The 20,573-nt window shown below is 67.7% G+C and carries 15 protein-coding genes and 1 pseudogene; 9 read left to right on the top strand and 7 right to left on the bottom strand.

Annotation, left to right across the window (positions count from 1 at the left end):
• Positions 1 to 74: 74 nt before the first annotated feature.
• Positions 75 to 1,046, top strand: a complete 972-nt coding sequence (gene speB, locus ABH926_RS30810; protein ID WP_370369385.1) for an agmatinase — start codon at positions 75 to 77, stop codon at positions 1,044 to 1,046.
• A gap of 45 nt (positions 1,047 to 1,091) precedes the next feature.
• On the opposite strand, the pseudogene ABH926_RS30805 reads toward speB, so the two are convergent.
• The 3 genes and pseudogenes from ABH926_RS30805 to ABH926_RS30795 all read right to left on the bottom strand — a co-directional run.
• Positions 1,092 to 1,586 (bottom strand): annotated as a pseudogene (locus tag ABH926_RS30805) (LysR substrate-binding domain-containing protein); the annotation flags it as partial.
• Entirely contained in the window at positions 1,525 to 1,917 is a 393-nt protein-coding gene (locus ABH926_RS30800; RefSeq protein WP_370369384.1) for a LysR family transcriptional regulator, read from the bottom strand. The pseudogene ABH926_RS30805 and the gene ABH926_RS30800, both read right to left, overlap by 62 nt.
• 87 nt (positions 1,918 to 2,004) lie before the next feature.
• The gene (locus ABH926_RS30795; RefSeq protein WP_370369383.1) at positions 2,005 to 3,672 is read right to left on the bottom strand and encodes an APC family permease; all 1,668 of its coding nucleotides are present in this window, start codon (positions 3,670 to 3,672) and stop codon (positions 2,005 to 2,007) included.
• Positions 3,673 to 4,434: 762 nt separating this feature from the next.
• Between ABH926_RS30795 and ABH926_RS30790 the strand changes: the two genes are divergently transcribed.
• Complete coding sequence (locus ABH926_RS30790; protein WP_370369382.1) at positions 4,435 to 5,247, top strand: DUF1266 domain-containing protein; 813 nt, start codon at positions 4,435 to 4,437, stop codon at positions 5,245 to 5,247.
• Positions 5,248 to 5,748: 501 nt separating this feature from the next.
• On the opposite strand, the gene ABH926_RS30785 is transcribed toward ABH926_RS30790, so the two are convergent.
• From ABH926_RS30785 to ABH926_RS30775, 3 genes are all read right to left on the bottom strand, one after another.
• Positions 5,749 to 8,841, bottom strand: coding sequence for an NEW3 domain-containing protein (locus ABH926_RS30785; RefSeq protein WP_370369381.1), 3,093 nt, complete (start codon positions 8,839 to 8,841; stop codon positions 5,749 to 5,751).
• A gap of 118 nt (positions 8,842 to 8,959) precedes the next feature.
• Positions 8,960 to 10,000 (bottom strand): enolase C-terminal domain-like protein, encoded by a 1,041-nt coding sequence (locus tag ABH926_RS30780; protein WP_370369379.1) that lies wholly within the window; start codon positions 9,998 to 10,000, stop codon positions 8,960 to 8,962.
• A gap of 57 nt (positions 10,001 to 10,057) precedes the next feature.
• The gene (locus ABH926_RS30775; RefSeq protein ID WP_370369378.1) at positions 10,058 to 10,813 is read right to left on the bottom strand and encodes a FadR/GntR family transcriptional regulator; all 756 of its coding nucleotides are present in this window, start codon (positions 10,811 to 10,813) and stop codon (positions 10,058 to 10,060) included.
• A 217-nt stretch (positions 10,814 to 11,030) separates the two neighbouring features.
• Here ABH926_RS30775 and ABH926_RS30770 point away from each other — a divergent pair, with 217 nt between their 5' ends.
• The 6 genes from ABH926_RS30770 to ABH926_RS30745 all read left to right on the top strand — a co-directional run bounded on the left by ABH926_RS30770 (position 11,031) and on the right by ABH926_RS30745 (position 18,085).
• The gene (locus ABH926_RS30770; protein ID WP_370369376.1) at positions 11,031 to 12,356 is read left to right on the top strand and encodes an extracellular solute-binding protein; all 1,326 of its coding nucleotides are present in this window, start codon (positions 11,031 to 11,033) and stop codon (positions 12,354 to 12,356) included.
• 202 nt (positions 12,357 to 12,558) lie between these two features.
• Positions 12,559 to 13,359 carry a carbohydrate ABC transporter permease gene (locus ABH926_RS30765; protein ID WP_370369375.1) on the top strand — a complete coding sequence of 267 codons (801 nt, stop codon included), beginning with the start codon at positions 12,559 to 12,561 and terminating at the stop codon, positions 13,357 to 13,359.
• Between the two features lie 125 nt (positions 13,360 to 13,484).
• Entirely contained in the window at positions 13,485 to 14,297 is an 813-nt protein-coding gene (locus ABH926_RS30760; protein WP_370369457.1) for a carbohydrate ABC transporter permease, read from the top strand.
• Between the two features lie 42 nt (positions 14,298 to 14,339).
• Positions 14,340 to 15,557 carry a Gfo/Idh/MocA family protein gene (locus ABH926_RS30755; protein ID WP_370369374.1) on the top strand — a complete coding sequence of 406 codons (1,218 nt, stop codon included), beginning with the start codon at positions 14,340 to 14,342 and terminating at the stop codon, positions 15,555 to 15,557.
• A gap of 554 nt (positions 15,558 to 16,111) precedes the next feature.
• The gene (locus ABH926_RS30750) at positions 16,112 to 17,149 is read left to right on the top strand and encodes a hypothetical protein (protein WP_370369373.1); all 1,038 of its coding nucleotides are present in this window, start codon (positions 16,112 to 16,114) and stop codon (positions 17,147 to 17,149) included.
• Between the two features lie 198 nt (positions 17,150 to 17,347).
• A complete protein-coding gene (locus ABH926_RS30745) occupies positions 17,348 to 18,085 on the top strand; it encodes a hypothetical protein (protein ID WP_370369372.1) in 738 nt (245 codons plus the stop codon).
• A 274-nt stretch (positions 18,086 to 18,359) separates the two neighbouring features.
• Here the strand turns inward: ABH926_RS30745 and ABH926_RS30740 are convergent, their stop codons facing one another.
• Complete coding sequence (locus ABH926_RS30740) at positions 18,360 to 19,940, bottom strand: FAD-dependent oxidoreductase (RefSeq protein WP_370369371.1); 1,581 nt, start codon at positions 19,938 to 19,940, stop codon at positions 18,360 to 18,362.
• 112 nt (positions 19,941 to 20,052) lie between these two features.
• Between ABH926_RS30740 and ABH926_RS30735 the strand changes: the two genes are divergently transcribed.
• Complete coding sequence (locus ABH926_RS30735; protein WP_370369370.1) at positions 20,053 to 20,550, top strand: MarR family winged helix-turn-helix transcriptional regulator; 498 nt, start codon at positions 20,053 to 20,055, stop codon at positions 20,548 to 20,550.
• Positions 20,551 to 20,573: the final 23 nt, after the last annotated feature.

Below are 20,573 nucleotides of genomic sequence, written 5' to 3'. Positions count from 1 at the left end.
CAGGAGAGGCGACTTCTCTGGGGGCTGATGATGAGCCACCCTGGTCAGGCAGCAACGAATTGGAGCACTCTCTTATGGGCGATGGCACGCCGATCGGACAGCGCGACGACCCCGAGATGCCGCGCTATGGGGGCATCGCGACCTATGCGCTGTTGCCGCGCCTCGAAGACGTTGCCCAGGCTGATGTGGCAGTCCTCGGTGTTCCCTTCGACAGTGGCACCAGCTTTCGTCCCGGGGCCCGCTTCGGGCCCGCGCATATTCGCGAAAACTCTCGGCAGTTGCATCCCTACCACCAGTTCCTGGACGTCTATCCATTCGGCTGCCAACAAGTTGTCGATGCCGGCGATGTCGCGATCGGCCCGTACGACATACACCGCGCGGTCGCGAAGACCGAGACAGTTGCGCGGGACCTAGTGCAGAGGGGAACTCGCGTCGTGGCCCTCGGCGGTGATCACACGATTGCCCTGCCGCTTTTGCGAGCAGCTGCCGCGGCCCATGGCCCCCTTGCAGTCCTTCACTTCGACGCACACCTGGACACCTGGGACACATGCCATGGCGAGAGCGTGTGGCACGGCTCGCCCTTCAGGCGCGCAGCCGAAGAAGGAATCATCGACCTGGACCACTGCCAGCACGTCGGAACCCGTGGCGGCATTTACGACCCGAGCGAATTGGTCGAAGACCGGAAAGCCGGATTCGAGCGGATCGACAGTCAAGACTTCCAGGACCGGTCGATCAGCGACATCGTCGCGCAGATCCGACGACGGCTAGGAACAAGGCCCGTCTATGTGTCCGTGGACATCGACGTATTGGATCCGGCCCATGCCCCGGCTACCGGAACTCCGGAGGTCGGCGGACTGACGACTCGGGAACTCTTCGGCACACTCAGGGGTCTGTCAGGGCTGAACATCGTCGGGTGCGACATCGTGGAGGTCACCCCCGCCTACGACCACGCCGACATCACCGGCCTCGTCGCAGCGCACACGGCTTGGGAACTGATTTCGCTGATCGCCCTCGGCAAGAATCAGGCGGCCGCGCTGAACGAGTAGCGCAGTAAGAGCTTCCACCGCTGGTGATGTATCGGCGTCGCGGGTCGTGATGTGGATGTCGTGTGTGAGGCGTGTGGGTTGGGATACCTCCAAGTAGTCCACACCTCTGCGCGGTGTTGCGGCCAGCGAGGGAACGAGTGTGACGCCGAAGTCGGCAGCCACCATCTGAAGCAGGAGCTCGTACTGATCTGAGCCGAAGGCGATATCCGGCTCGAAGCCTTCCGCGCGACAGAGGAGTTCTGTGGCTGCTTGGAATCCGGAGCTGGGCAACGCGGACAACCAGGTTGCCTCTGCATAGTCCCGCAGTCGCGCGGTCTTCTGGCCTGCCCGCTGAAGGTGTGGCGGCACGGCCAGCAGCAGTTGGTCACGGTGAAGAAGCACCTGCCGCAGGCCGCTTAGATCGGGTTTTGGCAAGCGCCCGTACTCGTGAGTGATCGCCAGGTCCAGGTCGCCGTTGGCCACAGCCGGCATCGAGATCTCAGGTTCCGCCTCTGTGAACGTCATGCGCACGCCCTTGTACCGCTGCCGGAAGACCATCAAGGCGGGGACGACAAGACCGGTGGCAACGCTGTTGAACGCTGCGACCCGGATTGCCCCCCCCACGTAGGCCGGAGACGGCCCGCACCGCAGTCTCGGCGGCATCGAGTTCGGCGAATACACGATGGGCATGCTCGACCAGAACACGGCCTGCTTCAGTCAGGCGGACGCTGCGGGAATACCGCTCCAGCAGATTGATCCCCAGCTCTTGCTCCAGTGCGGATATCTGCTGTGAAGCCGCCGACGGCGTGCAGCCCGCCAGTTGGGCAGCTCCAGCGATGGTCCCTGTGCGGTCAATATCCCGAAGCAGGCTAAGGCGACGAGTGTTGAGCATAAGAGGAGGTTATGCAGTCTTGGTGCAAGGAGACCGGGCCCTGCGATCATTCGCCGGGCCCGGTCTCGTTGCACATCTCGTGAGCTGTCAGTGGCCGCCCTCGTCGACCACTTCGACTGTGGCGACGTTCGCCTGGATCTCTTCGGCGGGCAGTGCGGTGTTGATCGCCCAGTAGTAGATGGCGAGCGAGAACGCGGCGACCAGCGCCATGTCCCACCACAGCCCGATGTGGCCCTGGGCGCCCTGGCCGAAGCCGCCCTGCCAGGAGATCAGCCCCAGACCGAGCAGGTAGACCGGCAGCCACAACGCGGACTTGAACTGCATCCGCGGCGCGTAGGGCTTGCGTGTCGCGTGCGCGTACCAGGCGTAGCCGCCGAGCAGTGCGTAACCGACCGCGGTGAAGCCCGCCAGCCAGCGCAGTGTGTCCCAGCCGGACCAGTAGATGATCAGGCCCGCGACAGCGAAGGACAGCGGCGCGATCACGTCGCCGAGGGGCAGCCGGTAGGGCCGCTCGGCCTCCGGCAGTCGCTTGCGCAGGGCCCCGAACGCCAGCGGGGCGCCGGCGTACATCAGCACGCTGGCTGAGGTGATGAAGCCGACGAGCCGCTGCCAACTGGGGAACGGCAGGAAGCAGAGCACGCCGATGCCGAGGGAGACCAGCAGGCCGAACCACGGCACGCCGCGCTTGTTGCTGCGCGCGAACAGCTGGGGCACCAGTCCGTTGCGGGCCATGCCGTAGGAGATGCGCGAGGTGGAGGCGGTGTAGATCAGTCCGGTGCCGCCGGGGGAGATGATGGCGTCGGCCCGCAGGATCAGTGCCAGCCAGCCCAGGCTGACGATCGAGGCCAGGCCGGCCCACGGACCGTCGATGCCCTTGTAGGCCAGGTTCGCCCAGCCGTGCACGAAGGTGCTGCCCGGCAAAGCGCCGATGTAGGACAGCTGCAGCAGCAGGTAGATGCCGGCACCGACGGCGACCGATCCGAGGACCGCGCGGGGGATGTCACGCTCGGGGTTGCGCGACTCGCCGGCCAGCTGGATGGCCTGCTCGAAGCCCAGCAGCGCGAAGATGATGCCCGAGGTGCTGATCGCCGCCAGCATGCCCTTGGCACCGAACGGGGCGAAGCCGTGCGAGGTGAAGTTCGAGACCTCGAAGTGCCCGGCGGAGATCACGAAGATCGCCAGCAGCGGGATGAAGATCTTCCACCAGGTCGCGGAGGTGTTGACCCGGGCGAGCGTCTTGACGCCCAGGAAGTTCACCAGGACGAACACCGCCAGCAGCGCCAGCGCGACCAGGAAGCCGGTGTGGGTCAGCGTGCCGTCGGGATTCTGCCAGCTCTTGGCCCAGCTGAAGTACCCGGCGTAGCCGATCATGGCCTCGACCTCGATCGGCGCCACAGTCGCCGCCTGCAGCCAGGAGAACCAGCCGAACGACATCCCGGCGAACCCGCCGAAGACGTAATGCGGATACCGGGCAGTACCGCCGGCCACCGGGAACATGCCGCCGAGCTCGGCGTGCACCAAGGCGAGCAGCGTGATCGCCACCGCCCCGATGATCCACGACACGATCGCGGCGGGCCCGGCGACGACGACGGCCTTCTGCGCGCCGTACAACCAGCCGGAACCGATGATCGAGCCGACGGAGGCCCAGGTCAGGCCGATGAGGCCGACTTCGCGCTTGAGAGATCGGGAGGAGCGGCCGGGGCCGCCGGACGAGCCGGAGCCGGCGTGAGGACTGAGGATTTCGACGGATGCCAAGGTGGGGCACCTTTCGGTCATGGCATGAGGGTGGGTCCGCGGGTACAGCCGTGTTCCATTTGTGAGCGGAATGTTTGCGGACGAGTCGCCCCAAAGTAGACCGAAGATCATGCGAAGGACAGGCACCGTTATTCGATTGAGACCTTCCTGTTGACCGGCCGTGGCGCCCAGGTGCGGTTTTTGCGACAAAGGATTGAACCATACGGATCAAGGGTCTGGACATGGGGCTGGTCGCGGATGTTGGTGCGCCATGCGAACGATTTCAGGCACCGCAGGAGTCTGGTGTGGTCGTTGTCGTGGTCGAACGAAGCCCACAAAGGTGATGGCCGCTGGGGTGTGTTCCCGGACCGGGCCAACTCCACGGCCCGGCGATGGAACGCCGGCGGATGAGGCTTCGGCATATCAGACTCCGTCCGGCGACCGGTGTCGCAGACTCGTGGAGTCCGGGAAAGCGATGCAAGCCCAGTCACATTTTGATCATGAGTGCCTGCCGCATTGTTGTCAGCGTGCCGCGTTAGTCGGCGGCGATCTCGTCGAGCAGGGCCGCGAGGTCGGCTGGGCGGGACCCGCCGGCGCCCTGTGTGGCGGGAATGCCACCGTAGGAGGGCACCAGCACGATGACATCGCTCAGCTCCCCGGTACGGTAAAAGCGCCGTCACTTGATCGGCTTGACGCGCGCCATCGTGGACCAAGCCGTTCGCAGGGGTGATGCGTCGGTGATCACGCAGCATTTCGAGTCGGGGGAGGCTCCTTGTGGTAACGATGTTCGGACGTGGCAAGCAGGACGACCATTACGACGACCGGCCCTGTCCGGGCGGCGGCTGCCCGCGCCCGGGCACGCTCGTCACCTCCAAACGCGGCCCGGATGTCCGCCTGGGGCTCGGACCGGCTGACGCCGAGGTGGTGCCCGGCCTGGTGTGCGGAGCGAACATGTCGATCCCCGGTGGCCGGGCCTGGAACCTACTGGTCGACCCGCACTTGTCGGTGGAGAACAGCCGTAACCTTCTGCAGAACGTCTGGGGGATCCGCAGCCGCGAGGACTGGCAGCGGAAGATTGAGCGGCTGTTCGAGGGGCGTTACGAGGACACGACCGCCGAGCGGGCTCTCGCGATACGTGTCCAGTTGTGGCGCAGCTTCGGCCGTCCACCGCTGCCGGAGGAGTGGTTGTCCGTCCTCAAGGACTCTGGTGAGGTCAAGGAGGCGCACCGCATCGTCGCGTACGAGTCCGCGTTCGCCCGGGACGGCCTGCTGCCGCCGCTCGGCCCGGTCCGCAGCCTGTATGCCTACGATCTGGGCCGTGCCGTCCACGTCGCGTTCTGGGCCCTGGCCACCGGCCTGGTGGCGGAGAGCACGGCCCGCACCGTCGTCGTCCTGGCCGGGAAGCGTGCGACTGAGCGCTACCACTCCTGGGAGGACTACTCGGCCGGCTTCAGCCTGGGCCGGGTGATCTTCTACGACAACGACACGTACGGTTCGATGTACACCAGCACCGTCCGGGCCCATCACGTCCTCGCGTCGTCACCGGACAGCCCGTGGCGGTGGCTCGGCTGGCCGTCCGGCGGGCAGCAGATATAAGAGTCTGATTGCAGGCTTTCCGGGACGGGGCGACGTGGATCATCGCGTCGTGCCCGGCGCATTCACGTGGACGGCCAAGCTTTCCAGGGGCACGAGATCGGGTCGTAGATCGCGAACGGCGGCTGCGACGGTGAACCAGAGGCCGGAGCGGTTTCGCTTCTGTCCGTCGCCGCGTCCGGCGATGGAGATGTTCTGTCGCTCCAATGTCAACCAACCCCGTCTGCCGTTGCGTGGCGGATGTGCGGCAGCTTCAGCGCTCTGGCCAGAGCGACGGCTTCGTAGAAGGCGGCGCCAGAGGTCGCGGCGGCTAGGGCTTGGAACCTGGGACGGGGCGCGGTGACGGGGTCGGGTCGGATAGGTTCCCGGCCATGCAGGGAGCGGAGGCCGTGTGGAGGAGCGAGGCGAAGAGACTTGGAGAAAAGGCCGGCGCTCGAGGCTCATGCCTGGCGGCAGGCGGCCGGGGCGTTGGTGCAACGCCCCGGCCGGCTGTGTGAGTGACGGTTAGTGGCTGTAGACCTCGATCTCCTGCAATCCGACGTTGCTGCCGGAGCCGCCGGCGACTTGGAACCTCGCCGAGGTGATGCCGGTCTTGGGTGGGAAGCCGACCGTGCGCGGACCTCCGTCGTTGGGGATGCCGTTGACGGCGACGGTGCTTCCGTCGCTGAAGGTCAGCGTTCCGCCGGGGGCCCAGTCGGTCATGTTGTTCCGGTCGGACAGGGTGACGCTGCCGATGGTCTGGGGTGTGCTCCACTTCAGTTGGATCCAGGGGTTCAGTTCGCCCTGGGATACCCATTCGGTGGTGCTGTCGCCGTCGATGGCGTTGCTGGCCGGGTAGCGGGAGTCGTACACCGATGACGCTGTGGCCGTGGCGTTCAGTGCGAGGTCTGGGTACGGCGACACGACGGACACCGAGGCCAGCACGCGGTATTCGCGTGTCGCCCCCTTGTATGTGGTTTGAGCAGTGAAGGTGCTGGAGCTTCCCGCGCTCTCGCCGGTCGGCGGACTCAGGGTCCACGTGGTGCTGACGCTTCGTCCGGGGGGTACGGCTTTGAAGGCGGCCGGAGTGGTGGCGGTCGCCTTCCAGCCGGCGGGGGCATCGAAGACCGTGGATACGTTGGTCTGCGCGCGTGCGCTGGTGTTGGTGTAGCTCGTGGTGGCCTTCACCGGCGCGCCGGTGGTGACGGTCGCGGGTGCGGCGATGGTGGCCGGCGCGGTGACCTTCTCGGGAGTGCCGAGGGTCAGGAACCTCACCTGGGACGTGCCGGTGCCGGTGCTGGCAAGGGTGATGTTCTGGGCTCCGGCGACGTAGGACGCGGAGCCACTGACCGTGGCGGTGCCGAGCTTGTGCCAGGTGCTGTCATAGATGTTGGCGGCCCCGGTCCCGTCGGCGACCAAGTAGCCGCCGGAGGGCACGTTCGCCGTGTAGGTGACAGTGGATCCGTTGAGTGCGACGGCGACCTTGCTGACCGCGCCGCCGGAGGCCTGGAGCTGGAACTGCAGCGGCTGGGCGGGGTGGGTGTTCGTGTACGACCACGTGTTCGCCGTGCCGTTGTTGCTCGCGCTCAGCGCCGCCGGGTACTGGACGTTGTACAGGTCCCAGGACTTGCCGGGCACCGTGTCGACCAGGTGCCAGTAGGAGTTGAGGTCCTTCATCTCGGCCTGCTGGGCCGGGGTGAACGCTCCGGCGTTGCGGGCCGTCTCCCACTGGTTCCAGGTGTCCATCACCTGGTTGGCGTCGCCGGTGCTGTTGAGCGTGCCGACGCTGGTCTCCAGGCCCGCTCCGGCGTTGTAGGCGGCCATCTTCGACAGCTGCCATTCCTGGTACTGCATCGTGTCCCCGGCGCCGAAGCCGAGCCAGCCGAGCATCGCCGGCATGTAGTTCCGCTGGTAGTACGGCTGCAGCGAGATGGGAAGGTTGTTCGGGTCGGTGTTCAGGCTGTGCTCGCCCCAGCTGACGCGTCCCTGGGCGTCCCAGGTGTTGGGCAGCAGGTTGCTGGCCTCGGTGACGGTGTCCGGGACCGCGTTCTCACCCTTGTAGACGCCGTTGATCAGGTTGGCGGTGCCCAGCAGGCCGTACCCGGCCAGCGACCCGTCCTCCAGCCCGTCGAACGACAGAGCCTTGATGCCGGGGATGTTGAGCACCTGGGACAGGCGTGAGGCGATTTGCGGGATCTCGTTGATTCCGCCGGTGAGCATGCCGTAGGCGTACTGCTGGATCCGGGAGGCCTGGGTCCCTGCGGAGTGCGCTGCGGCCGTGGTGCCGTAGGCGCCGCGGCTGTCGACCGTGACCTGCCATTCGGTGCTGGACACCTGCGACACCGCGCTGTAGGTGACCAGCTCGCTGCCGATCCGCAAGATGCTGCCCGCGCTGCCGGCGAACATGGCGTTGTCGCCGACGTACAGGGTCGTGTCGGTGGCGCCCGCGGGTCGGGTGAGGGCTGCCGAGCCGGTGGCGGCCAGCCCGCTGTCGGCGTTCGGCCGCACGTAGGAGTCGCTGGTGTCGATCAGGTTCGACAGAGTGTGCACACCCACGTTGATCCCGTAACGGGCCGCCGTGGCGGCCAGACCGGCAGCGCCCACGTCGGATCCGCCGAAGGACCCGTCGAACTGGTAGTGCCCGGCCGACTGCCAGGGACCGTCCACACCCGGCAGGGAATAGACGTACTTCATCCCGGCTTCGCGCGCGTACTGACTGGCCTGACCGACGTCGCCGGTATTCAGGTCGGACAGGACGAGCCAGGACTGCGAAGCGCCCTGGGACTCCTTGCCCCACTGCCCGTCGATCATCGGATGCGGGAGGTTCTCACCGGTCTCGATGCCCGACAGGGTGGGCAGGACATTGTCCGGGGTGGTGCCGAACAAGGCGATCTTCGAGCCCTGAATGCGGCCGTCCGGACCGGCCAGCGGCGGCACTGCGACGTTCGGCTCCTGCGTGTCCGCCCAGCCGACATAACGGTTACGGGTCTTGCTGTAGTCGTAGGTGTAGGCCTGCAGGAAGCTGCCCCAAGACGTCTGGTGGGCAGCGAACCACCCGAACGGCCAGTTGGAGATCTCGGGACTGACGTCCGTGAAGGTCTGGCTGTCGAACTCGTCCGGCCAGCCGCCGACGGTCTTGTCGTTGAGCTCGTGGATGCCGATGGCGACCGCGTTGTCGCGAACGACGCCGACGGTTTCGCCGACCGTCTGCGTGATGCTGGTGGTGATGGGCCCCCACAGCAGCGTTTGCACATCCACGCCGGACGGCGCGGACACGCCGGTCGCCTCGAGGGTGACATAGCCGGCCTTCGAGACCGCGTGGACGCCGACCTTCACCCCCTTGCCGCCGAAGGCGAAGGTGTAGGTGGACGAGGCAGCGTCGAACGTCAGCTTGGTAGGAGTCTGCTTCGATCCGTCGACCATGAGCTGGATCAGCGGTTCGGGGTTGGCGGGGCTGGCATAATCCCGGCCGTTCGCGGTGTCGATCAGGTGGGTTATCGTGCCGGTCGAGTTCAGCGCGATATCCAGTGATCCGGCGTGCAGGGTGAACGAACAGGAAGCGGCGCGCGCCGACGTGATCGACGCCGTTCCACAGGCCAGGACGATCGCTGAGGCCACGGCTATGTGTCTTGGCCACCGCCATCGCCATCGTGTGGTTCTCATAGTGCTCTCCTTACTCTCGCGGCCGGTATCTCCGGCGGCGAAGACTGGATTGCGCGGTGAGCGAGCCAGATCGTCAGCCGACGGTCTCCCAGCCGATGCCGGGTGCGCTCGGAGCCCTCACTAGTCCGTCCGGGCCGACCAGCGGTTCGCGGACGACGGGGTTCGTATAGACGAGGGACTCGTAATAGGTGGTGTTCGGTATGGCCATGCACAGGTGGGCCGATGCCAGGCCCGAGCCGTGGACTTCGGCGCGGAGTTGGAAGCTGTCGGCGAGGTGGGCTATGCGCATGGCGCCGGTGAAGCCGCCCTTGAACTTGTCGCTGGTGCGGACGTGGGTGGCGGTGCCGGCGGCGATGAAGTCGGCGACGTTCCAGTGCGCGCCGTCGGAGGTCTCCGCGACCAGCAGCGGGATGTCGACGCGTTCGGCGAGTCTGCGGTAGGCGGTGATGCTGAACTCGCGCATCGGCTCCTCGTACCAGAGGTATCCGGCTTCTGACAGGGCCCGGCCGAGGTAGACGGCGTCGGCGAGGTCGAAGCCGGCCGAGCCGTCGTACATCAGCGGTACGGCTTCGCCGACGTGGGCCCGCAGCTTCTGGCACAGGTCGGCGTCGCGGCGGACGTCGCCCCAGGCGTGCAGCTTGATCGCCGGGTAGCCGAGGGCCAGGCACTGGTCGGCGACGTCCAGGAATTCCTCGACCGAGTCGAAGGTGACGGTGCTGGCGCAGGCCGGGATCGCGTCGCGGAAGGAGCCGAGCAGCTGGTGTACCGGCAGTCCGGCGTGTTTGCCGGCCAGGTCCCACAGCGCGGTGTCGACCAGCCCGAAGGCGTAGACCGGGAACTCCTCGATGCGGTCGAGCTCCCACATCCGCTGCCACAGCAGTTCCCGGGCCAGCGGGTCGCGGCCGACCAGGTCGGCGCGGATCCGGCGCTCGACCAGGTCCGCGACGATGACGCCGCGCGGCGTGCGGGATTCCCCGACCAGGCCGGCATCGGTGTGGATGCGCAGCACACCGCCGATCCCCGCCGGCTCCGATCCCGGTAGTCCGGCCCGCCATCGGAAGGGCGGCATCGCGGGGGTGTCGACGAGTTCGACGGTGACATCAGTGATCTGCATGAACGTGGCCTTTCGGAATCGCATACTGACGAGCCGGGACGGCGTCAGCGCTCGGCGTCAGCGCTCGGCGTCCTCGATGAGGCGCCGCTGGATCGCGGTCTGGATCTGGTGGGCGGTGACGTCGATGTGCTCGGCCATCAGCTGCCGCGCCAGCTCGTCCTCACCTGAGGCGATCGCCTCGGCGATCGCGATGTGCTGCTCCGCGGCGACCTCCAGCGAACCCGCGGCGGTGTCGGCCAGACCGATGGTGGAGACCTGCTGCTGCACGCGGCGGATCGTGGCGACGGCGCCGGAGAAGAACATGTTGGCCGACGCCTGCGCCACGCGTTCGTGGAAGTCGTTGTCGGCGGCGATGAAGGCCCGCAGGACACCGGTCGCCGCGGCATCCGCCGTCGACGCGGCGGCCTGCCGGATCGCCTTCACGAGCCCCGGCGTCGCACGTTGTGCTGCCAGAGTGGCCGCGCCGGTCTCCACGTGGCGCCGGAACTCCAGCAACTCGTCGACTTGCCGCAGATCGGCTGGCAGGAACTGCGCGAACGCGTCCTGGAACAGCCCGCCGCGGGGTTCGGTGACGAACATGCCGCGCCCCTTCTGGACGGAGAGCCGGCCCACCGCCGACAGGACCTTCACGGCCTCCCGGACCACGGTCCGGCTCAGCCCGAGGGTCTCGGCCAGCGCCTTCTCGGTGGGCAGCCGGGAGCCGGGGCCGAGCTGCTCGCGGACGATGTACTCCAGGATCTGCTCGGCAGCGAGCTCGTAGCCGGGGCGGTAGTTCGCGGCCGGCTCTGCGGCGTGCGGGTCGGGGCCGTTCAAGGTTCACCTCGTCGGGTCGAATGTTTCGCATCAATCTTTCCTGCTGTTGGTTGTTATAGCAGAGCTAAGGTCTTGACGCGAGACCCTCGCTGGGTCAAACTCAAGCTCACTCCGGTGAGGCCGTTATCGCCAGCCTCCCGTTGAGCTCGGATTGATGCGAAACATTCACGAGTCCATCGCCGGCCCCCGGGGCGGCGCCCCTCAAAGGATCACCATCATGTTCAGATGCTCGCGTCGAATCGCGTATCTCGCCGTGGCGGCCGCGACCGCCCTCGGACTGACCGCCGGGTGTGCCGCCGGGGGGAGCTCGTCCGGGTCCTCCGGCGGTGCCTCGTCCGGGAAGGGCGAGGTGACGCTGACGTTCCTCACGTTCGAGACGCCGAACCTGACCGCCGCGTACTGGGACGCGGCGATCGCGCGGACCAGCGCCGAGGTCCCGGGTGTGAAGATCAAGAAGCTGGTGTCGCCGACGGCCGACCGGGCCTCGTACGCCAAGCAGCTGCTGGCCTCGGGCCAGCTGCCGGACATCATGATCGGGATAGCCCCGACCGACTTCGTGAAGGCCGGGGCACTGGCCCCGTTCCCGGCCGACCAGCTCGGCGCGTTCCTGTACCCGAACGCCGGCACGATCGACGGCAAGACCTACCAGCTGCCCTGGGCCACCCAGGCCCAGCCGATGGTGTACTACAACAAAGACGACTTCACCAAGGCCGGCATCGCCGCTGCCCCGACGACGTGGTCGGACTTCCTGGCCGACTGCGCCAAGCTCAAGGCCGTCGGCATCACCCCGATCGAGATCGGCGGCGGCGGCACCGACACCTGGGCCGACGAGTACCCCCTGGTGGCCGCGGTCAGCGCCGACCTGTATCCGTCGGACCCGGCCTTCCTGGCGGATCTGGCCTCGGGCAAGGCGTCTTTCACCGATCCGCGCTTCGTCGCCGCCGCGCAGAAGGTCGCCACCCTGGCCGCTGACGGCTACCTGGACAAGGCGGGCCTGAGTCGCAGCTACGCCAACACCGAGCAGGCCTTCCGCGACAACAAGGCTGCTATGTATCCGATGGGCACCTGGTTCCCGGCATCGGCGGACACCAAGGCTCCGTCCTTCGGACTCGGGGTGTTCGCCTGGCCCACCGAAAGCGGGCAGACAGTGCTGCCGATCACCACCGGCGGCGGTGCGATCGTCAGCAGCAAGGCCCCGTCCGTCGCGCTGGCCCAGAAGTGGGCGCTGGCGTTCAACACCGACAAGGCCAACCTGGATGCCGAGGCCAAGGCCGACGGTGAGTTCATGGCGGTCAAGGGCTACACGCCGCCCTCCGACCTGGGTGCCAACTACCTGGCCAGCTACCAGCTGTTCCAGAAGGCCGCGGCGGACAACCAGACTGTCGATGCCTTCAGTACCGAGACCGGGACCGGGGCCCTGCCTTCCGGCGTCGTCTCCGACATGCAGAAGGCCATCGCCGACCTGATCAACGGCAGCAAGAGCCCCACGCAGTTCGCCCAGGCCCTGCAGGACTCCTACAAGAAGAACAGCAACGGCGGCTGACATCCGGCCGACACCCTGAGCCGGTGTGGCGCTGCGTGAGGGTGCGCCACACCACCTTGCGGAACACCGTTCGCCAAATGAGTAAGGAAGACCCGTGTTAAGAGCAGTCGGGATCACGTCGAGGGGGAAGCGGCTACGGACCGGAGCGTTCTGGTTCAGCTTCGCCGGCCCCGGAGTCCTCCTCTACCTCGTATTCGTAGCCGTGCCGGCTGTCATCGCGCTCCTGCAAAGCTTCACCAACAAGAACGTGTTCAACCCGCCGACCCGGTGGATCGGGCTGGCCAACTATCGGAGTCTGTTCGGCGACCCGGCGTTCCAGCACGCGCTGACCAACACCTTGACGCTCGCCGTGCTGACCATCGTCATCCCCAACGCGCTCGGTCTGGTCCTGGCGCTGATGATCGACCGGTCCGGCCGCTTCTACCGGGCGCTGCGCAGTGTGTTCTTCGTACCGGTCATCCTGTCCGGCGTCGTGGTCAGCGTCATCTGGCAGTCGATCCTGGCCGACGGCGGGATCCTGGACACGGTGCTGAACCACGTCGGCGTGAGCGATCCGCCCGGCTGGCTCACCGACCGCCACCTCGCGCTGTACAGCGTGGCGACGGTCAGTATCTGGCAGAGCCTCGGTTTCTGCATCGTGGTGTACCTGGCCGGGCTGCAGACCATCCCGACCGAACTCAGCGAGGCCTCCGCCCTGGACGGGGCGTCGGCCTGGCAGCGGTTCCGCACCGTCACCTGGCCGCTGCTCGCGCCGGCGACGACCATCAACACCGTCATGCTGCTGATCGGCGCGTTCAAGACCTACGACCAGGTCCAGGTGATCACCAACGGCGGTCCGGGGACCGACGCGACCACGACCCTGGCCTACAACATCGTCACGGTCGGATTCATCGACAACCGCGCCGGCTACGCCTCCACCTACGCGGTGGTCATGCTCGTGCTGACCGCCGCGGTGTCGGCCATCACCCTTCGGCTGTTCCAGCGGCGGGAGATGTACCTGTGACCGCCCGCATCTCACCCAAGGAAGCTCTCATCGGCAGCCACTCGGAATCCATCCCGCAGGGCCCTGCGCCCGCCGGCGCCGCTCCGGCCCGTCGCCGGGCCCTGCGCCGCTGGTCCGACGACCGGATCCCGTGGCTGCGCCCGGTGCTGGCGCTGCTGGTCGCGTCGATCTACGCCACACCGCTGTACCTCGTCGTCGCCAACGTTCTCAAGCCCACCTCGCAGATCACCTCCGCGCCGTGGACGGTGCCGCTGCATCCCACGCTGGCGAACCTGCGCCAAGTGCTCAGCGGCCCGGATCACCTGTTCTGGAGCGGGCTGCTCAACAGCATCCAGATCACGGTGCTGTCCATGGTCGCCATCACGGTCGTCTCGGCCATGCTCGGCTACGCGATCGCCCGGTCCCGGAGCATCGGCGCCAGGATCCTGCTGGTCTTCCTCCTGGCAGGGTTGATGGTGCCGGGGGTGGTGATCCTCAACCCGCTGGTCCAGATCCTGCGCGGCCTCGGCCTGATGAACACGCTGCCCGGGCTGATCCTGTGCAACATGGGCTACTACGTCCCGTTCGGGGTGTTCCTGTTCGCCGGCTTCGTCCGCACCATCCCGGTCGAACTCGAAGAAGCGGCCGCGATCGACGGCGCGGGCCGTATGCGGATCTTCTGGCGCGTCGTGTTCCCGCTGCTGCGTCCGGCTACCGCCAGCGTGCTGATCTTCCTGGGCGTCTACCTGTGGAGCGACTTCCTGACGCCACTGATCGTCCTCGGGCCGGCGAACGGCACCACGGTCACGGTCGGGGTCTACCGGGCAGTAGGAATGCACTCCGCGGACTACGGGCAGTTGTTCGCGTTCATGCTGCTGGCCTCACTGCCGGTCCTCCTGCTGTTCCTGGCCTTCCAGCGGCACTTCGTCAAGGGTCTGACCAGTGGGGCGGCGAAATGACCCCGGTCGCCGATTCCTCCGAACAGAGTGGGGAGCTGACGTATGACGGACAAGCCTGACCTGAGGCTGGGTGTGGTGGGCCTGGGCATGCGCTCGGACCTGGCCGAACTCGCCCACCGGCCGGGCGCCGGATCACGCGTCGTCGCGGTGTGCGATCGTGACCCGCGCCGGCTGGCCGGTGCCCGGGACCGCTTCGGTTCGGACGTCGCGACGACCGAGGATCATCGTGCCCTGACCGAACTCGACCTGGACGCCGTCTTCGTCCTGAGCCCGGATCACACGCACGAGCAGATCGGCGTCGACCTCCTCGGCGCCGGTGTCCCGATCTTCGTCGAGAAGCCGCTCGCCATCACCACCGAGGGCTGCGACCGGCTGCTGTCGGCGGCGCGCGCTTCGGGGGCCGGACTGTATGTGGGGCACAACATGCGTCACATGCCGGTGGTCACCGCCATGCGCGACGTGATCGTCTCCGGTGCGATCGGCGAGGTGAAGGCGGTCTGGTGTCGCCACTTCGTCGGCAACGGCGGCGACTTCTACTTCAAGGACTGGCATGCCGACCGTCGCAACACCACCGGGCTGCTGCTCCAGAAGGGTGCGCACGACCTGGATGTCATCCACTGGCTTGCCGGCGGCTACACGCGAAGGGTGACCGGGATGGGCGGACTGGTCGTCTACGGCCGGATCACCGATCGCCGGGAGCCGAGCGGGGATCTGATGGTCGAGTGGCTGGACCCGGAGAACAACTGGCCGCCGCTGAGTCAGAGCGGCCTGAACCCGGTTGTGGACGTCGAGGACCTGTCGATGGTGCACATGCGGCTCGACAACGGCGTCTACGCCAGCTACGAGCAGTGTCACTTCACCCCGGACTACTGGCGCAACTACACCGTCATCGGCACTGAGGGACGGCTGGAGAACTTCGGCGACGGCGGCGACGGCTCCGTCGTGAAGGTGTGGAACCGCCGCGGCGACTACCGCCCAGAGGCCGACCTGATCATCCCGATCCAGACGCCCGAGGGAACCCACGGCGGTGCCGACCCGCTGCTGGTCGACGAATTCCTGGACTTCGTCCGCGACGGCGGGAAGACCCTCACCTCACCGGTCGCGGCCCGCGAAGCCGTCGCGACCGGATACGCCGCGACGATGTCGCTGCGCGACGGCAGCCGTCCGGTGGACATCGAACCCGTCCCGGACGACCTCGCCGACTACTTCGCCGCAGGGCAGATGAGGGAGGTCGATCACCGATGCGCGGATACGGCATGACAGTGGTGGGCCTGCATGGAGCAGATCTTCTTGATGCGGTGAGCCGCGCACGAACTTTGCGCGGAGTATGGCGTGCGGGGCTGCTCGATTCCGCGGCTCCGACGCTGTGACGGTGACAGACCTTTGAGATCACTGGCTTGACCGCGGGGGCCGTGCATGCCGTCGACGGTCCGGCCCCCGACATGCGCGATCACTTCGCCACCTGGCCCGCAGGCGAGTCTGGCCGACTTCTTGTCGGCGTCTCCGACTCCGACGCGGTGACCGTCGACGTCCCTGGTTGTCCGTCACGTCCGATGGGTGGGGTGCGGTAGCCCACGCTCGGGCCCGGCTGTCCGGGCTGGCCGCCGAAGGTCGCTGGGGCGCCGCCCGTCACAGGCTTCGGACAGCACTGCGGTGTAGCGCAAGTAACTCTTGTGGCCGATGCCGACTCGCGGTGCAGATGGGAATCATATGAAATCAACCTGATCGCACCATGTATCACATGAGCCTCAAAAGCTTTGTGATAGAGCAAAAACCCCACACATGGAAGGGCGTAAGAGATGGTTCTTCGGAGGATGCTGTTCGGCGGCGTGGCCGCGATCGCGTTGGGCGGCGGCGTGGCCTGCCCCGGCGTCGCACAGGCCGCGGACGTGCCCCAGGCGCCGTCTTCGGCTTCGGACCAGGCCAGTCCCGGCGTTGCGCAGGCCGCGGATGAGCCCCAGGTGTCCCAGGTGCCCCAGGTGCCGTACGCGGCCGCGGCCCAGGTCAGCCCCGCCCAGCCGGTCGAAATCAAGTGGGCGCCGTCGCTGACGATCCACAAGGCCCACGAGGACCCGGCCGACCACGCCGTGGCGTACACCCTGTGGGTGAAGAACGACGGCAACGCCCCCACCAGCGGCCCCTACACCGTCGTGGATTCCCTGCCGGAAGGGGCGACCTACAAGTCCGTCGACGCCGGCCAGCGCTGGAACTGCGACACCGACTCCTTGCGCACCGTGGTGACATGCCGGAGTGATGCCTACCTGCCCCCCGGCGCCACCAGTGAGCCAATCACTGTGCACACCGGCATTGCTGACAAGGATCCGTGCCAGCTGATCAACATCGCCGCCGTGGACGGGGGTGACCACCGGGGCGGTTACGGCAGTGGTTACGGCAGTGGTTACGGCAGTGGTGCCGCCGCCGGCAACCGCGGCGGAGGTCACGACGGCAGCAACATCGACCTCGCCAAGGACGTGCTCAGCCTGCCTTGTCACCGCGGGGGCGACAAGGGCGGCGTCACCGTGACGGTCAACGTCACCGGCAACAACAACGGGGGCCGCGGCGGAGACTCCTCCGGCGCCACTGCGAACGGCAACGGCCACATCCACGATGTCACCGGCGGTTCCGCCAGGGCCGGAGCCAAGGCCGCCGCAGACGCCAAGGCCAAGGCCAAGGCCAAGGCGCAGGCACAAGCGCAGGCACAGGCGCAGGCGCAGGCCAGGGCTAAGGTGCAGGCCAAGGCCCGCGGCGGCCGCGGCGGCCGCGCCGTCAACATCATCAAGCACGCGCCCCACCGCATGCAGCGCGCAGTCCGTTGCCCCATGCCCCTCCGGCACTTCGGCAAGCGTCGCTGATCAGCGGTACGAACGAGCGTTCTCGGGCAGTCGAGTGCGCTCCGTCTTGCGTGAGTTAACTCCTGTGGCCGAGATGAACTAGCGGTACGGGAGCGAACCCGCTCAAATGGTGTCTATACGACAAACTTCCCGTCAGGCACGCGACGCCTCACGGGGCACAACAGGACTCCCTTGCCGGGGTCCACAAGGAAGGGCGGAATGATGGTTTTACGAAGGATGCTGCTCGGCGGCGCGGCCGCGATCACCCTGGGCAGCGCGCTGGCCTGTCCCAGCCTCGCGCAGGCCGCGACCCACTCTGGTCCCATCCATCAGCCTGACTCCTGGCGCGCGCCGTCGCTGACGATCCACAAGTCGCACCAGGATCCGGCTGACGACGCCGTGGTCTACACCCTGTGGGTGAAGAACGACGGCAACGCCGATACTCGCGGCACCTACGCTGTCACGGACACGCTGCCCGACGGGCTCACCGCGACCTCCGCCGAAGGCCGGCACTGGGACTGCGGCAGCGACGCCACGCACAAGATGGTGACCTGCAAGAGCGATGAGAACCTGGCCCCTGGGGAAACCAGCGAGCCCATCACCATCCGTACCCGCATCACCGACAAGGACTCGTGCCAGCTGATCAACGTCGCCGCCGTCATCGGCGGGGACCGCGAGCGTTGGGGCGACCGCGCCAACAACCGCCGCGGCGGCCATGATCACGCCGTCCACCTCACCAAGGACGTGCTCAACCTGCCCTGCCACCGCCACGAGCACGACCAGGACGGCGTGCATGTGACCGTCACCGGCAACAACAACGGGGGCCGCGGCGGAGACTCCTCCGGCGCCACCGCCAACGACAACGGCCACATCAGCGACGTCAGCGGCGGCAGCGCCAGCGCCGGCGCGAAGGCCGGGGCCGGCGTCCACAACGAATTCCACGGCGAGCACCGCTGACGAATTCCACAGCCAGCACGGCTGACATCGGCAGCCCCGCGATGGGATGCGGATGAACATCAGGGAGATCGACTCGGGGTGGCGTCAGGGCTGGGCTGACGCCACCCCGAGTCGATGGCCGCTGCGGGACCAGGCTGCGCACGTGCCCGAATGAGTGCGGCGGGCCATGTCGGCGCTGGGCCGCTGGGTACCGTACAACGCGAAGTAGCGCAGCGTGGTGAGCTGCGCTACTTCAAGGCTTCTTCCCCAGCGACCGGTTGACCGGCCGCCGAGATCACAGGCCGTTTGTGGTGTGCAGGGCGAGTACGGCATCGAGGTCGTGGGTGGGGCGGCGGGCGGCGAGGTAGCCGTCGGGGCGGATGAGGATGAGTTCGTCGCCGGTGATCTGGTAGGCGTGGTGGGCGTGGCCGTCGGTGTCGATCACGGTGCCGGTGCCGGTGCCGGTGCCGGTGTCGGTCACGGTGCCGGGGTTGGTGCCGGGGCCGGCGATGGGGTCGCTGGTCACCTGGAAAGCGCGCAGGCCGCGAGGCAGGCGCTGGGGCGCGGCCATGGCGCCGAAGGAGAGCAGGGTCCAGTGGGGGCCGCGCATGAGGTCGAACAGGCGGGTGGGCCGGCCGGTGGCGGCGTCGTGGCAGGGGGCGTCGGGGGCGCGGCCTCCGGCGCCGGGGCCGTGGGTCAGTGCGCTGTCGGGGTAGGTGATGCCCAGGCCGGTGGTGTGTTCGTCGGTCAGTCCTTGCTGTGCGGATGATCCGTCGCTCTCGCCGATGGCGCGCATGACTCGGCCGAGTCGGGTGGTGCTGTCGTCCAGGACGTTGCGGGCGACCGGGCGGCGCTCGGGCTCGTAGGTGTCGAGCAGGGTCGGGTCCGCGCCGGCCAGGACGGCCGCGAGTTTCCAGCCGAGGTTGTAGCCGTCCTGGATGCCGGTGTTCATGCCCTGGCCGCCGGCGGGGGAGTGGATGTGCGCCGCGTCGCCGGCGATGAAGATCCGGCCGGTGCGGTAGTGGTCGGCCAGGACCACGTTGATCTTGTAGAGGGAGAGCCATTCGACATCCTCGATCTGCACGCCGGGCACGTCGGCGCGGTCGGCGAAGATGCGGCGGAACAACTCCAGGGACGGTGCCTCCGGCTCGATCACGTCGGCCGGGATGCCCGCCTGGAACTGCCACAAGTCGGTGCCGGGCAGCGGGAACAGGGACAGCAGGCCGTCCTTGCCGGTCCACAGGTGCTGGCAGTGCCGTGACAGGCCGCTCACCCGCACATCGCCCAGGTGCCAGCGCTGGTCGGTCAGGGAGGTGCCGTGCATTTCGATGCCGGTGAGCGCGCGCACGGTGCTGCGCCCGCCGTCCGCGCCCACGGCGTACCGGGCGTGCACGGTGTGCTGACCCGCTTCGGTCTGGACGGTGGCGGTGACCCCGTGGTCGTCCTGCTCGAGCGCGGATACCTCCGCTCCGGTGTGGATCGTTCCGCCGAGTGCGGCCAGGCGCTCGCGCAGGATCTGCTCGAACTTCGGCTGGGAGAGCCAGACCGGCGGGTACGGGGCGTCCGGGGTGGACTCGCCGCCGGCGAGTTCCACCGCTTCGGAGACCACCCGGTCGCGGTCGTAGTGGCGGGTGGGGATGTTCGTCAGGCCCTGTGCGAGAACCTGCTCGATCACGCCGAGGTCGTCGGCGACCTCCAGGGTGCGCGGCTGGATGGTCTTGGCCCGGGAGGCGGTGCTCGGCTGCGCGGCCCGCTCCAGGATGTGGCAGCTCACGCCGCGTCGGGCCAGGTCGCAGGCCAGGGCGAGGCCGGTGGGGCCGGCGCCGATGATCAGGACGTCGGTGGTGGTCTCGGGCGCGGTCGGGTTCGTGGTCATGGCGCTAACTACCTACCTTAGGTATCGAATCTGACGGCAAACGACGCCGCCGTGGTGAACCGGGGATGAGACGATAGTATACCTACGCTAGGTATCTATCAAGGGAGTCGCGATGGACCCGCAGGCCGACACCACCACGCAGCTGCTGCCGCACCTGCTCCAGCTCAGAAATCTGCTCAACCGCGGCGCGCTCTACGAGCAGGCCGCCGAGGCCGCCCAGGTGACACTGGACCGCCCCGCCATGACCGTCCTCGTCATTCTCGACGCTGCGAAACGCCCCCTGCGGGTGGGGGAGATCGCGGCCCGCATGCAGGTAGTCGGTCCCCACGTCACCCGCCAGCTCAACAACCTGGAGAAGCGCAGGATGATCAAGCGCGTCCCCGACCCCGACGACCAGCGGGCCCGCCTGATCGCCCTCACCCCCGCGGCCGAAGCGCTTGTCGAGCGCTACACCACCGTCGTCAACGGCTGGTTCGCCGCCGCCCTCACCGACTGGCCCGCCGACGACCGTGTCGAACTCCTCCGGCTGATCGGCCGCCTGACCAACGACCTCACCGCCCAACTCGACGCTGTCGCCCGCGACAGCACCCCGCCCGATGACGAACTCTGACCAGGATGTGGCGTACAGCCTGC

The sequence above is a fragment of the Catenulispora sp. GP43 genome, assembly GCF_041260665.1.
Classification (GTDB): domain Bacteria; phylum Actinomycetota; class Actinomycetes; order Streptomycetales; family Catenulisporaceae; genus Catenulispora.
Note: the sequence above shows the minus strand (reverse complement) of the source record. Positions and strands in the feature narration are given on the sequence as shown.

Bases quoted from the DNA above. Each gene is read 5' to 3' on its own strand.
- speB (WP_370369385.1), top strand. From the start codon at position 75: ATGGGCGATGGCACGCCGATCGGACAGCGCGACGACCCCGAGATGCCG.
- ABH926_RS30770 (WP_370369376.1), top strand. From the start codon at position 11,031: ATGTTCAGATGCTCGCGTCGAATCGCGTATCTCGCCGTGGCGGCCGCG.
- ABH926_RS30740 (WP_370369371.1), bottom strand. From the start codon at position 19,940: ATGACCACGAACCCGACCGCGCCCGAGACCACCACCGACGTCCTGATC.
- ABH926_RS30800 (WP_370369384.1), bottom strand. From the start codon at position 1,917: ATGCTCAACACTCGTCGCCTTAGCCTGCTTCGGGATATTGACCGCACA.
- ABH926_RS30735 (WP_370369370.1), top strand. From the start codon at position 20,053: ATGGACCCGCAGGCCGACACCACCACGCAGCTGCTGCCGCACCTGCTC.
- ABH926_RS30750 (WP_370369373.1), top strand. From the start codon at position 16,112: ATGCTGTTCGGCGGCGTGGCCGCGATCGCGTTGGGCGGCGGCGTGGCC.
- ABH926_RS30755 (WP_370369374.1), top strand. From the start codon at position 14,340: ATGACGGACAAGCCTGACCTGAGGCTGGGTGTGGTGGGCCTGGGCATG.
- ABH926_RS30780 (WP_370369379.1), bottom strand. From the start codon at position 10,000: ATGCAGATCACTGATGTCACCGTCGAACTCGTCGACACCCCCGCGATG.
- ABH926_RS30790 (WP_370369382.1), top strand. From the start codon at position 4,435: ATGTTCGGACGTGGCAAGCAGGACGACCATTACGACGACCGGCCCTGT.
- ABH926_RS30745 (WP_370369372.1), top strand. From the start codon at position 17,348: ATGATGGTTTTACGAAGGATGCTGCTCGGCGGCGCGGCCGCGATCACC.